We start from the raw sequence: 13158 nt of genomic DNA, 5'->3' as shown, positions 1-13158 counted from the left end.
GCAGTTGATCGGCTAGTTGGTGGACCGGGCCCGTGCTGGCGGGCTGCAGTTGACCGGCGAGGGCGGGCTGTTGCAGCAGTTGACCAAGCGGGTGCTGGAGTCCGCCCTGGAGGGCGGGATCACCGATCACCTCGGCTATGAGAAACACGGCCCGGCCGGTGCCGGCAGCGGCAAGTCCCGCAATGGTGTGCGGGCCAAGACCGTGCTGACCGAGGTCGGACCGGTCGAGATCGAGGTGCCCCGCGACCGGGAGGGCAGCTTCGAGCCGCAGATCGTCAGGAAGTGGCAGCGGAGGCTGACCGGTGTCGACGAGATGGTGCTGTCCTTGTCGGCCCGGGGTCTGACGCACGGCGACATCTCGGCGCATCTGGCCGAGGTCTACGGGGCCAGCGTTTCCAAGTCGACGATCTCGACGATTACCGACAAGGTCATGGACGGCATGGCCGAAGTCGACGATCTCGACGATTACCGACAAGGTCATGGAGGGCATGGCCGAATGGCAGAACCGGCCCCTCGATCCGGTCTACCCGGTCGTCTTCATTGACTGTATTCATGTGAAGGTGCGTGACGGGCAGGTCGCCGACCGGCCGGTCTACGTCGCCCTCGCGGTCACCGTCGACGGCACCCGCGACATCCTCGGTCTGTGGGCCGGCGACGGCGGCGAGGGCGCCGAGTACTGGCTGCAGGTGCTGACCGAGATCGGCAACCGCGGTGTCGAGGATGTGTGCATGGTCGTCTGCGACGGGCTGAAAGGCTTGCCCGACGCGATCGGGACGGTCTGGCCGCGGGCGATCACGCAGACCTGTGTCGTTCACCTGATGCGGGCGTCGTTCCGTTACGCGGCCCGCCGGGACTGGGACAAGGTCTCCTGAGCGCTCAAGCCGATCTACACTGCCCCGACCTCGGACGCGGCCGAAGAGCGGTTCCTGGAATTCCAGGAGGAATGGGGCACCGAATACCCCGCGATCGTGCGGCTCTGGTCCAACGCCTGGGCCGGGGTCGTGCCCTTTCTCCGGTTCGACGCTGAGATCCGCAGGGTCGTCTGCACCACCGACGCGATCGAGTCGGTCAACGCCCGCATACGCAAGGCCGTCCGCGCTCGCGGGCACTTCCCGAACGAGGCCGCCGCGCTGAAGTGCGTCTGCATGGCTGTCATGAGCCTGGACCCCACCGGCGCCGGCCGCAAACGCTGGACCATGCGCTGGAAGCCCGCACTCCAGGCCTTCGACGGCCGACTCTCCATCGGCCGCCGCTAGCCCGCACAAACCCAGTTACACCGGTCGCTGGACAGACTCGGTTTCCGGGACCTGGCGCACGCGGTGCTGTTTCTGCCTGGCCGGGGCGCGGTGCTGTGGCTGGATGACGACGGCGATAGCGCGCGTGCGGCGCCGGGTCGGCGTACCGGTACTGCTTCGAGAGTGTGGTGGTGGGCGACGGCCGCCGGGAGCGCAGGATGCCGCTGCCGGTCGGCCAGGAGGCTGGCCGGGGTGCCGGCGGGGGAGTACACCGCCCCGCACCGGGCCCGCGCCGCCGGAGGGACCGAGCCGGGGCCCCTGACCGCGGCCCAGCTCCCCGGGCCCCGGCACTCATGCCGGCACGTGCGGCGGCACCGCGGCGAGTCAGCGCCGCGCGGGTTCCGGGCCGATGCCGGGGAGTAGCATCGGCGGCCCTGTGAAGTGGGGGAAGGGGAATGGGTGTCGTTGCGCTATTACCTCTACGTCAGTGACGCCAAGGTCGACATGATGCTGGCCCAGATCGATCCGAAGTGGGAGCGCAAGCGGGTCACCGAGTTCAGTTTCGGGCTGAAAATGCTGGGGGCCCGGCACAGTGTGGAGAGCGCGGGCACGGAGCGTATCGCCCGTCTCGAGCGGGTGGTGCGCCATCTGGAGGACCACGGCGACCTGGGTGGCGTGGACGAACCCGGGCAGTACGTGCGCGGGGTGCTGCCGATGCAGTGGGGACCCGTCGGCGACAGCGGCATCGTGTACTTCGGCGGGCGCAGCGACCGGACCATCGTGGGCCTGGGCGGCTCGGCGGGGCACGTGCTGGGCGCCCAGCAGGCCGGAAGCCCCGCGCAGCACCGGATGAGCGGTTCCGTGACACCGACGATGCTGGTCCATCTGGCCGCCCTGTTGGAGGAACCCGTGGTTCCCGACGCCCTGGCCACCGTCGTCAAGGCCAACGCCGTGCTCCGCGGCCCCGCCCAGAGCATCGAGTTCGTGGCCAGGCGGCTGCTGTACGGACCGTGTCCCTACCCGGAGCTGTACCCGGTGGGGGACATGGCGGTCCTGCTCGGCAGCCCCCTGTATGTGGCGCTGGCCGAATGAGACGGCGTAGCGAGCGCGGAGCGGACGCCCGGGGACCGGCCATGTCGTCGGTGATCGACGCGACGCGGGGCGTCCTGCTGGAGCTCGGCATCCATCCGCTGGCCCTGGCCATCGACGCCGGCGGCGCCCGGTTGTCGGCCGTCATGGACGACAGCGCCCTGCGGACCCGCAGCCGGGGACCGTACAGCCCCGAAAACCTGCCGCCCGAGGCCCTGGAGATGGTGGATGCCGTGCTGCTGCGCGGGTGGCACCGGCCGCGGCCCGAGTTCACCATCGAGGGCGGCGGAAAGTGGCCGGGGCTGCTGGTGCAGTTCCATGCCGAGTGGGTAGCCGTGCGCTACGTGGTGCCGGAGGCCGTGCCGCCGGAGCTGTACGTACCGCCGCCCGGCCAGGTGACGCTCAGCGGCGACATCCGCCTGGCCCTGGAGCAGCTCGCGAACTCGCTGCGCATCGTGGGGCGGCACCTCGGCGCGGAGCCGCCCCTCGCGCTGTCGTTGAGCTACCCCGACGACCCGGACTACGACGAGGCACGGGCGGAGTCCCTTCCCGAGGAATGGCGGGACGTGCTCCCGCCGGTCGTCGCCGCCCTCGACATCGACCGGAGCGGCTTCACACGCGAGCAGCGGGAGGCGCACGACGAGGCCCTGCGCCAGGCCCTGTACGGCGGGCAGGGCTGGGAGCAGCTGGGTCGGACCGGGTTCCGCGTCCGCACCGGGTACGCGTGCCTGCGTGACGGCGGGACCTGAACGGGCCGTTTCCCCGGCCGCAGCACTGCCACCGGCGTGGGCCTGAACGGCCGTCAGAAGTCCGCCAGCACCGCGGTCAGCTCGTCCGCCGTGCGGACGGTGACGGCCGGGTCGTCGTTCAGCGCCTCGTCGATGACCTCGGCAAGCCGTCGCGGCAGGGACGGATCTCGTTCCCTGACCGGCACCACGGGCTCGCGCAGCGCCACCGCGACGGGGTCCTTGTGCGGCGGGAAGTCGCGCGGCGTGGCGCCGGTGAGCATCCAGTACAGGCAGGCGGCGCTCGCCCACACATCCACCTCGGGCCCGGCGTACTTGTAGCCGATCAGCTGGGTGCGCGCCATGAACGGGATCGTGCCGCCCATCGCGCCCGTCCTGGTGTGGCCGGACAGGCCCGCGTGTTCGAACGCCTTGGCCAGACCGAAGTCGGCGAGCTTGACCACGGGCCCGCCGTCGGGCCCGGGGCCGGCCAGCAGGATGTTGGCGGGCTTCACGTCGCGGTGCACCAGTCCGTGCACCACGGCCGGCGCACCGTCCTGCTGCCGCAGCGCGGGCAGCTCCGCGCGGTGGGCGTAGGCCAGTCCCGCCAGCACCTGCCGGACGACGCCCAGGGCCTGGGCCGGCGGCACCTTCCCCCCGTGCCGCGCGGCGAACCCTTCGAGGCTGCCGCCGGGGCAGTACTCGCCGGCGAAGTAGAAGGCGCGCTGGTCGTCGCCGCTGTCGCGGAACTCCACGATGTTCCGGTGGCGCAGCGCACGGACGCTCTCCAGCTCACGCCGCAGGGCGAAACGGGCGCGGTCGTCGGCCTGGCGGGTGGCCGGCACCTGTTTGAGGGCGACGAGATCGCCGGTCGCCAGGCTGCGGGCCAGCCGGACGACGCCCTGCGAGCCGCGGCCCAGCTCGCGCACGACGCGGTAGCCGGGCACCTCGGGCGGTACGAAGGAGTCCAGGGGGTCGAGGGGGTCGCGGCCCGCGGCCGGTTCCTGCTCGGGCACCTGGGTCACCGTGATCCGCAGCAGCACGTCGCCGATGCGGATCTCGTCGCCGTCGGCCAGCGGCTGCTCGGTGAGCCGGCCGAGACGGCGGTCGTTGACGAAGGTGCCGTAACTGCTCCCCAGGTCCCGCACCTGCAACCGCGGCGGGTCGACGTCCAGCCGGCAGTGCCGCCGGGACACGCTGCGGTGCCGGTCGGGGATGCGGATACGGCAGGCGTCGGACCGGCCCACCTCGCAGGTGACGGGTACCTCGAAGAGGTGGTCGCCGACCTCGTCGCCGGTGTGCACCGAAACCGTTACCCGTGCCGTCACGCCTCGTCCGTCCTCGCAGCGGTGAAGTCGTAGTCGTAGTCGAGCTCCCACAGCCGCAGGCCGGGCCGGTAGTCGGCCGAGACGAGGTACCGGCCGTCGGCGGCGAACATCACCAGGCACACGCCCTCGGGATGGCCCGCCAGGGTGTGCAGGCGCCGCCCCGTGCGCACGTCCCACACATGGAGTTCCCGGTCGTGGGCCGTGGCCGCATGGCGCCCGTTGGGGCTCAGTTCGAACAGGTCGCTGTACCAGGGCACCTCGCCCACGGTCCGGCCGGTAGCCGTCTCCCACACCTCCAGGGTCTGGCCGGCGGTGTGGGTCGCCGCGGTGCTCCCGTCGGCGCTCAGCGCGAAGGACTCGGAGTGCCCGTCCCGCTCGTAGAGCACGCGGCGCCGGCGCACGTCCCACACCGACATCCGGAACCCGGTGTAGACGAAGAGCCGCGTGCTGTCCGGTGCGAACCGCACATCGGGGTTGGCGGAGGCTGAGGGGAAGGCGAGCAGTGGGCGTCCGGTACCGGTGTCCCACAATCTGCCGGTGTCGTCCTCCCTGCCGACCGAGGCGGCAAACCGTGCGTCGGGCGACAGCCGCACCAGGTGCACGGCCCCGTCGTGCGCCACCATCGTGCGCTGCAGGAAGGCCGGACGCAGCTGCCACAGGCACAGCGCCCCGTCCTCGTCGCCGACCAGCGCGTACTGGCCGGCCCGGTCCATGGCGAGGGCCTTCACCCTGCCGTGGTCGCCGTGCAGCTCGCGGCTCCTGGACCCGGAGTCGAGGTTCCACAGGTGTGCGGTGCCCGCCCAGTCGGCCGTGACGGCGAGGCGTCCGTCGTCGGCGACCTCGACGGTGTGGGTGTTGCCCGAAAGGGTTTCCGGAAAGGTGTACTGGACCCGGCCGGTCGGCAGGTCGCACACATGGACGCGGCCGAATGCGCCGGGGATCACCATCCGGGTGCCGTCGTGCGTCGGGGCCACCAGGACCTTCTGGGCGAGCACCGTGCCGTGGAAGTCGTAGCAGTCCCAGATGCCGAGCAGGGCGGTGCGTCTGCCCGCGGCCCTGCCCAGCTCCGCCCACTGCCGCCGCAGTTGGGGATGCCGCTCGAAGCCGGGGATGGCGCGGGCGGCCCGGAGCTGTTCGGCGGCCGCGGCCGGGTCGCCCGCCTCGGCCAGCGCCGCGGCCCGCGCGGCGATGCGTGCCATGTCCGCCTCGCGCCGGGCCAGGGCCTGCGCGGCGGCGGGTCGCCCGTAGTGCCAGCCGGCGCGGAAACCGGCCGGGGCCAGGCGGTGGATCTGGATGCCGCCGTTCTTGTCGCCGACGACCGCGAGCCGGCCGTCGCCGCTGAGGGCCAGGGAGGCCAGGATGAGCAGAACGGGCAGATCGGGCCGGGGGCCCGGCACGATCTGCGTACTGATCGTGTGCAGGCAGCGGCCGGACGACAGCTCCCAGATCCGCAGCGGCCCGCTCCCGTTCAAGGAGACCGATGCGGCGATCGTGGCGTCGCCGTTGAGCACGACGCGGTCGTGGCGGCCGATCCCGTTGGGCACGGTGGCGCGGATCCGGTCGGTGGCGCATTCCCATACCCGGGCCGTCGTCGACCAGCGGCCCAGCAGCAGGGCGGCCGTGCCGTCGGGAGTGAACGCCACCTGGTCGATGTCGGTGCTGTACCGGTCCGCTGACATGACCAACTGGTGCAGGGGGCGGCCCCGGGCGATGTCCCAGGTCACGACGCTGCCGCTGTCGGGGGCGGCGGACACTGCCGTGCTGCCGTCCTCGGCGAGGGCGACGCGGGAGACCGGGGCCGGCTCGTAGTGGATCTGCGGCAGCACCCGCCCGGTTGCGGGCTCCAGTTTCTGGTGCGAGGCGGGCGGGTGCTCCAGCGTCCGCCGCAGCCGCCCGGCCCGGGCTTCCCACACCTCCACCTGGCCGGTGCGGTAGGCCACCGCGGCGCCGCCCGAGCTGTTCAGCGCCAGCGCCGTGACCTCCGGGCCCCGCTGCCCGACCGTGCCCAGCAGGGTGCCGGCGGTCAGGTCCCACAGCTCGACGGGCCCGTGGCGGTGGCCCACCAGGCCGGTCGTGCCGTCGGGGGTCACGGCGACGGCGGCCACCGGATCGGGACCGTCCTGGGCCGCGCCGGCTCCCGCGGCCGGCAGTTCGTGGCGGCAGCGGCCGGTGGCCGTGTCCCACACCCGGGTCCGGCCGTCCGCACCGCCGCTGAGCACCACCGTCCCCGCGGCGTCCACCGCGACCGCCCGCACCTCGCTCTGGTGGCCGGTGAGCCGCTCGGGCCCGCGTGCGGGCCCGCGTGCGGGGCCGCGGCGGGCCAACTCCGCCAGCGCAGCCCGCACCTCGGGGCCGTCGGGCGCGTCCGCGAGGAGCGCGCGGGCCGCGGCGTCGTCCCCCCGCTCCACCTGCACGAGGCCGAGCAGCCGGTCGACCTCGTCGTCCGGTCCGCCCAGGGCCTTCACCGTCCGCAGGCCGGACAGCACGTCCTCGTCCGAGAAGGAGCCCTGCCGCCACCGGTACAGCGACTGGTTGTAGACGGTGGGCAGGTGGTGCTGGTCGATGTGCCTGGCCTCGCCCCACAGGTCCTCCGCCTCATCGGCGCGGTCCAGGTCGAGCAGCGACAGCGCCTGGTTGGACAGCGAGTCGGCGAGCAGCCGCACGGCCTGCGCGGGCACCCGCGGATACGGTGTGCCGACGGCGTCCCGGTAAATCTCCGCCACGGCCGCCGCGATCTCGTCCATCCCGCGCGGGCGTCGGGCGGGGTCGACCTCGAAGCACCGCATCAGCAGGTCGGCCAGGCCCGCCGGCATCGCGGGCACGCCCGTCGCCGGGCGCCCCGACGCCAGGAAGGCGGCGAACACCTCGGGCGCCAGCTGCCCGTGGCGGGACGGCGGCCCGCCGGTGAACATCTCCAGCACGCTCAGCGCCCAGGACCAGATGTCGGTGGCGCGGGTGAGCGTGGTGCCGGCGCCGTGCGCGGCGTCGGCCTGCTCCGGGGAGCAGTACGCGGGCGTCATCCCGCCGTAGCTGGCCAGCAGGCTCGCCTGAGGCGGTGCGGGTGCGCTCTCCCCGGCCGCGGCGCGGGCGCCGGCCAGACCGAAGTCGGTCACCTTCGCCGTCCAGCCGTCGGCCGGGTCGACCATGACGTTCGCGGGTTTGACGTCCTGGTGGATCAGCCCCTGCCGGTGCGCGTGACCGATGCCCCAGGCCATCTGCACCGCCAGGTCGAGCAGCCGTGCGAGCGGGCCGTCGCCGCCCGGGGCGTACAGCCGCGCGTCCGCCACCAGCTCGGCGAGCGAGCCCCCGGGCACCCACTCGGCGAACACGCACGGCACGGCGTCCACCTGGCGGACGTACAGGCAGGCGACGACGTGGGGGTGCAGGCCCAGGCCGACCCAAGTGCCCGCCTCCCGCTCGAACCCGCCCCGCCCCACGACCGTGGCGACCAGCTCGGGCCGGGGCACCTTGACGGCGAGGTCGGTGTTCCAGGCACGGTGGCGGACCTTGTACACCAGGCCCATGCCGCCGCCTTCCAGCACCTCGCACACCTCGTAGAGGCCGAGGACGACGTCCCCGCGCCGCCACCTCCCTGTCGCCATGCCCCTCAACCTGCCGCAGTGAGGGGCAGGTTGGCAACGCGCCGACGGGCGCACCCCGTCGCCTCCCCCGCCGCGTTCTTGACCGAGGGCGTCGGATCGCGGGACGGTCGGTTGCGCAACTACCCGCAACTGGCTTCCTCCGGAGGCGATCAAGGCGTTACTTTTCTTCGGCACCGACCCGAACTCGGGTGGCGGGAACTGCCCGGCGGTGTGGGTGGACACCGACACCGCGCAGGGGCCGGAGCTGGTCCTGCAGGGCAAGTTCGCTGACGCGGCGACGCGGGCCGCCTGCCGTCAGGACAGTCCGCCCGCAGACGACGAGGGGATCGTCCGGATCCCGCTCAGCATGGTGGAGCAGGTCAGGAAGGCGTGTGATGCCGCAGAAGCCGCCGGCGCCCGGCTTTGAGGACCTGCTCGACTCCGCCCAGCGCCACGCCCTGCACCTGGGAGCTGCGGGACGTCTACGCGGTGGGGGAGGAGCGGGAGGTCTACGAGGCCTACCTGCAGGACCGGCGGGTGCCTGCGGACGACTCGCCGTTCTGGGGCGGGTGGCTGCCGCTGGTTCAGAGGACCGTGGCCCGCGGGGTGAAGGTCTGGCGGGCGAGGGTGGTGTCCGAGCCGGTCACCGACTACATCCGCTTCGAGCACGCCATCACCGACGCCAACCTCCGCGCCGGTGAGCAGGTGCGGTGGCTGCCGCGCCGCCGCGCTTCCACGCTCGCGCTGCCGGGCAACGGCTTCTGGCTCATCGACGACCGCCTCGCGCGGTGGAACGTCTTCTCCGGCGACGGCCAGGCCCTGGAGCCCGACCACACCGAAGACCCCGGTGCGGTCAAGTTGTGCGCGCAGGCGTTCGCTTCGGTGTGGGACCTGGCGACCCCGCACACCGACTACCGCATCTGACCCCCGCACAGCCAAGGGTCGCCGATTCCATGACGACCGCTTCCCCATCGTCCAGCGCTCAGTCGGCCCGCGAGGCGCTCGCGGTGAGGTTGCAGCATCTGCGCAAGGACGCCGGCCTCACCGGGAAGGAACGTTCCGCCCGGTGCGGCTGGCACCCGGCGAAGACCACCCGGATCCAAAAGGGCGACGCCTTGCCCTCGGACGCCGACATCCGCACCTGGTGCACCGCGTGCGGCGCCGACGGCCAGGCGGACAATCTGGTAGTAGTTGGGGCGGGCCGCTGAACCGGGCAGCCCACTCCGAATGCAACCTTCAGATGGGTTCGCCTTCCCAGTCGTCCATATGTGATCGCGCTATGGTGAGAAAACTCCCAACTGCCGCCTGCAAATTTTGTGATGCCCGGGTGATTTCGGCGTATGTATGAAATTGGCCCTCATGCATTATGGCCATCTCATCGACTGGGAATCCGGGAAAAGAGTACGCCAGGTTGGCGTATCCGCTCAGCATGACTAAGACTTCAGTACAGGCTATGAGAACATCCTCAACCGAGTCGGCCACCTCCTGCGGTCCAAGGAGGCGTACTCTCATGGCTTGATCGGCGAACACATCTCCCATGTCCAGAAAATCCGAAAGTTGAGGCTGGGCAATAGGATCAGAATTCGGAGCTGTCGACCGTTTGATTTCGTTGCTTTTATCGACGACTTGCGACGCGAATGTGCGCACACTGGTGGCAAACGCTTCATAGGCAGGCTGACGCTCCGACCGACGCTGCCTCCTGTAGTCGCTCGTTGCGGTCTGTCGTGAGGTGTCAGTGGAGCCTCGTTTGCCAATCAGAGCTGTGACAACACCCCCTGCTACCGCTGCTAACCCAGCTATCACTGAGGCCGTCCCGCCGTCCATACTTATTCCTAACCTGCAGACTCATTGCGGCTCGTAGACCCATTAGTTTGCTTGCCTTTCCTATGCCGCGCCATGGGCAGGACGACTGGTTGTGTGTCACCGTCCGACTTCAGCAAGCCGTCTATGTCCAACGCATGTCGAGTTCGGTCAGTTCTTGGTGCCGCTCGTCGCTGAGTTTGTCGGCCCTGCGGCGGGCGTTGTCCACGAAGGTGCCCAACTTGACCTCTGTCACCGAACCGTCGGGCTCGGTGAGTCGCTCAACGGCCTTGCGCGGTACGTGCAGGCTTCCCTCGCGGGCGTGGAACTGCCTCGCCGCCCGAATGTTCGCCGCCCATTTGTCGGCCTGCGTACGGGGCGCCTGCGGCCTCTCCGAGGGGTCCGCCGGGCCGATGTCAAGCATGTTCTCCAGCATCCACTGCTGCGCGGGGGCGAGCTGGTCCCAGCCGAGGCGCTGCGCCTGGACCCACGCGCCCAGGTCCTCGCCCTGCACGGTGGCCTCGCCTGGAGCGGGCAGCGGGGCGCCGGCCTCGATGAGCTGGCGGCACAGGACGTAGGCCCGCTGCCACGCCACGGGCCAGGCCGGGCACCAGGACGGGTCGATGGCCTCCAGCTCATCCCGGCGTTCCTCGGTCAGCGTCCCGGCGGTGGAGCCGACCGGCAGCCCGGCTTCGCGCCGCGCCTCGATCTCCACCGTCCTGCGGCCCGCCGTCCTCAAATTTTTTGCCCACACCCCTACCGGATGTCCGTTCCAGACCGCCGTGGTGGGCGGGAGGAAGTGGCCGTGCTCGGCCGCCCACTCCCGAGCTGCTGACAGTCCCTCCTGAAAAGCGACGTCCCAGTGCGACCACAGCATCTGCAAATCTTCGAGTTCTTTGACCCGCGCGGGCTTCATCTCACCCGCGTTGTAGAACCGCCTCTGATCGGCGATCCATGTCCCAAGGGGAAAATCGGCCGGATCCCAGTCCTCGGGCGTCACGAATGCGTACGGGACTTTCAGATCCTCGTTCTCTTTCACATACCGCGTTGCGGCCTGGATTCCGTGGCGCCAGTACGTGTTTTCCGGCCGGAGAATCCGGAGGTTCATGAACTGCGCCAGAACGGCGGGATCGCGGGGTGTGGAGAACTGGAGCAGGCTCTGCGCGGGGACGGATGTTCCTTCCTGTCCATTGCCCGAACCGGTGGTGAGCGCGGACCGCTTCCGGGCCCGGCTGGTGGCCTGCTGTTCGGCCAGCTGCTCGATGGTGTCCGAGTCGTGCGAGCGCAGGGCAGCGAGCACCTTGGCCAACCCGTTGTAACCACGGCTGGTCAGCATCGCGTCGGGGTCCTCGCCCGGGGCCAGGAAAACCGGCACGACCAGCGACGCGGTCTTCTGCCCGCCCGGCTTCATCCGCAGGGCCCGGCCGACGATCTGGAGGATGTCGACAGCCGATCCCCGCACGTCGCCGAAGAAGACGCTGTCGCACCCCTTGGTGTCCACGCCCTCCCCGAGTACGCGAACAGAACTCAGCAGCCGCAGCCGCATCGGGACCAGGTCGCCGTCCTCCCGGCCGCCGACCGGGTCCGCGAACGTGGCCAGCGTCCCCGCCCGGTGCTGCGGCCTGTGCTCCCCACACAGCCAGTCCGCCCACACCCGCGCCGGGTCCGGGTACGTCTCGGGGTCGTCCTCGTGCAGCCGCCGGGAGACCGCCGGCACCCCGGCCGCCATCGCCTCCGCCTCACTGGTCCGGTAGTGGAACGTCAACATCCTGCGCAGGCCCCGTTCCGCTGAGGTCTTCACCGCGGCGGTCTGCAACGCGGCCAGTCTCGAGCCGCGCACGCTGTCCGACCGGGCCTCCATGCCGAGCAGCGCGGCCGCCTGGAGTTCCGGGTCGGTCACGTCGACACACACCACCTGGTAGGCGGCAACCAGCCCACGGTCGCGGGCCTGCGAGAGCGTCAGCTTGTACGAGACTTCGCCGAACAAGCCGTCCGGGTCGTCTTCCATGCTCGCGACCAGCACCGGAGCCGCCCGCGCCCCTTCCTCTTCCTCCGGCGCGGCCCACACCCTTGGTGTCGCCGTCATATAGAGGCGCCGATCCGCCGGCACCTTGGTGTTGTCGTGGATCGCCGCCCACGGCTTCGCACCCCGGCCGCTCGTACGGTGCGCCTCATCGACCACCACCAGCGACCACCGCGAAAGGCCGGCCTCATGCGCCCGCTGCAGAGTGCCGAGCCCGACCGAGGCGTAGGTGGTGAACACGGTCACCTGCTCCAGGCCGTTGGTCCACGCCACCAGCTCGTCCACGTCCGTCGTGCACGCGAAGTCGGCCTCATCGGCCCGCAGAGAGCAGATCCCGTACACCGGGCCGGTCCGCCCCCCGAGCCGCCACGCGGCGACCGTCTGCGTCAGCAAATCCAATGTCGGGACCAGAACCAGAACCTTGCCCGCCCGCAATTTCCGCGCGGTGAGAACAGCCATGAAGGTTTTACCCGAACCGGTCGCCGCGATCACCTGAGTGCGCAATCCGCGAGCGGGCATTTCCTGACCCGGCAGCAATTCCAGTTTCCGCACCGCCGCATCGGATGCCTCCACCTGATGCGGCAGCGGATCCAACGCCGTCAAGTCATCTTCTTTTTCCGGTACCGCCACCATGGTTTTACTGATCTCCCATCCCGGGAAGAGCGCAGCCCCTGCGCGGTCTGCGCCGGGGGTGGTGTCTGAGTCCAGAGGATAGCGGCCCTCTAGAGATGACGCACGCACACTGACCGGAACCGATCGCACCCCAACCCGCCCCGCACCCACTCCTGATCACACCCGCCCGCATCGCCTTCCCCGTACGCAGGGCCGGCCCCGCCCCGGTGGACATCTAGAAGCCGGGTATCCGCTATTGCACAGTGGCGTCTAGGGAGGGGCAGTCATGGGGGTGTGCTCGGTTTTCGGGAACCAGTGCGGAGGGGGACCTCTCGCAGTGGCTGTCCAAGGCGGTCAGGGTCCCCACCATTGGTGGGTGCCTGTGCTGGTCACTGCCGTGTGCGCGATTGTGGTGATCATCCGACTCCTCACCACTAGGAGGTAGGGACGCTCCTCCCTCCTTGCCGGCCTGCTTGTTGCCCGCGCCCGGTAGGGGGCGTGGGCATGTCTCGTGTTTTCGCGGTTTGGGGGAGGGCACCCGGCATCCATGACCCAGAACCCAGCTCTGCAGATGGCATCAGGCCTCAGCGAAGGCAACCCTTTCGTCATTCTGTTCCTGTGCGTCTTCCTCGCCGTTGGCCTGCTCCAGGTGGTGCGCCCGCAGCTGCTGTGGAGGTTCAACAGGCGCCTGCAGACCGGCTGGGTGAGAGACCCTGACGGGACCGAGCCCACGGGCAGGGGTTACGCAGCACAGCGGGTGACTGG

9 protein-coding genes and 2 pseudogenes are annotated in these 13158 nt (G+C 70.7%); 7 read left to right on the top strand and 4 right to left on the bottom strand.

Annotation, left to right across the window (positions count from 1 at the left end):
• Window positions 1-16: 16 nt before the first annotated feature.
• From GA0115240_RS02940 to GA0115240_RS02930, 3 genes and pseudogenes are all read left to right on the top strand, one after another.
• A pseudogene (locus GA0115240_RS02940) lies at window positions 17-1256 on the top strand (IS256 family transposase).
• 438 nt (window positions 1257-1694) lie between these two features.
• The gene (locus tag GA0115240_RS02935; RefSeq protein ID WP_093735073.1) at window positions 1695-2327 is read left to right on the top strand and encodes a DUF7019 family protein; all 633 of its coding nucleotides are present in this window, start codon (window positions 1695-1697) and stop codon (window positions 2325-2327) included.
• 41 nt (window positions 2328-2368) lie between these two features.
• Window positions 2369-3073: a hypothetical protein gene (locus tag GA0115240_RS02930; RefSeq protein ID WP_093735072.1), complete on the top strand. Its 705-nt coding sequence runs from the start codon at window positions 2369-2371 to the stop codon at window positions 3071-3073.
• A 53-nt stretch (window positions 3074-3126) separates the two neighbouring features.
• Here GA0115240_RS02930 and GA0115240_RS35415 read toward each other — a convergent pair whose 3' ends face one another.
• A complete protein-coding gene (locus GA0115240_RS35415; RefSeq protein WP_161301983.1) occupies window positions 3127-4377 on the bottom strand; it encodes a protein kinase domain-containing protein in 1251 nt (416 codons plus the stop codon).
• A complete protein-coding gene (locus GA0115240_RS02915; protein WP_093735070.1) occupies window positions 4374-7979 on the bottom strand; it encodes a WD40 repeat domain-containing serine/threonine protein kinase in 3606 nt (1201 codons plus the stop codon). The genes GA0115240_RS35415 and GA0115240_RS02915 overlap by 4 nt, the downstream gene beginning before the upstream one ends.
• A gap of 214 nt (window positions 7980-8193) precedes the next feature.
• Between GA0115240_RS02915 and GA0115240_RS02910 the strand changes: the two genes are divergently transcribed.
• From GA0115240_RS02910 to GA0115240_RS02900, 3 genes and pseudogenes are all read left to right on the top strand, one after another.
• Complete coding sequence (locus GA0115240_RS02910) at window positions 8194-8385, top strand: hypothetical protein (protein ID WP_202450965.1); 192 nt, start codon at window positions 8194-8196, stop codon at window positions 8383-8385.
• Entirely contained in the window at window positions 8382-8882 is a 501-nt protein-coding gene (locus GA0115240_RS02905; protein ID WP_346267913.1) for a DUF6879 family protein, read from the top strand. The genes GA0115240_RS02910 and GA0115240_RS02905 overlap by 4 nt, the downstream gene beginning before the upstream one ends.
• Before the next feature lie 29 nt (window positions 8883-8911).
• Window positions 8912-9145: pseudogene (locus GA0115240_RS02900) on the top strand (helix-turn-helix domain-containing protein); the annotation flags it as partial.
• A 49-nt stretch (window positions 9146-9194) separates the two neighbouring features.
• Here GA0115240_RS02900 and GA0115240_RS36020 read toward each other — a convergent pair.
• Together GA0115240_RS36020 and GA0115240_RS02895 are read right to left on the bottom strand one after the other, a co-directional pair.
• The gene (locus tag GA0115240_RS36020; RefSeq protein WP_141708700.1) at window positions 9195-9782 is read right to left on the bottom strand and encodes a hypothetical protein; all 588 of its coding nucleotides are present in this window, start codon (window positions 9780-9782) and stop codon (window positions 9195-9197) included.
• A gap of 121 nt (window positions 9783-9903) precedes the next feature.
• On the bottom strand, window positions 9904-12414 hold the full coding sequence (locus GA0115240_RS02895; protein WP_093735068.1) for a DEAD/DEAH box helicase: 2511 nt from the start codon (window positions 12412-12414) through the stop codon (window positions 9904-9906).
• A gap of 526 nt (window positions 12415-12940) precedes the next feature.
• Between GA0115240_RS02895 and GA0115240_RS37555 the strand changes: the two genes are divergently transcribed.
• Window positions 12941-13158 (top strand): DUF6199 family natural product biosynthesis protein (locus tag GA0115240_RS37555; protein ID WP_093735067.1); only part of this gene is annotated, 218 nt, incomplete at its 3' end.

Origin of the sequence: Streptomyces sp. DvalAA-14 (genome assembly GCF_900091855.1) — a bacterium.
In the GTDB taxonomy this organism is placed as follows: domain Bacteria; phylum Actinomycetota; class Actinomycetes; order Streptomycetales; family Streptomycetaceae; genus Actinacidiphila.
The sequence above is the reverse complement of the archived record's forward strand: the minus strand, read 5'-3'. Positions and strand labels throughout refer to the sequence as shown.

Excerpts from the sequence above, each read along its gene's own strand:
- GA0115240_RS02930 (WP_093735072.1), top strand. The coding sequence starts at position 2,369 with ATGTCGTCGGTGATCGACGCGACGCGGGGCGTCCTGCTGGAGCTCGGC.
- GA0115240_RS36020 (WP_141708700.1), bottom strand. The coding sequence starts at position 9,782 with ATGGACGGCGGGACGGCCTCAGTGATAGCTGGGTTAGCAGCGGTAGCA.
- GA0115240_RS02895 (WP_093735068.1), bottom strand. The coding sequence starts at position 12,414 with ATGGTGGCGGTACCGGAAAAAGAAGATGACTTGACGGCGTTGGATCCG.
- GA0115240_RS02915 (WP_093735070.1), bottom strand. The coding sequence starts at position 7,979 with ATGGCGACAGGGAGGTGGCGGCGCGGGGACGTCGTCCTCGGCCTCTAC.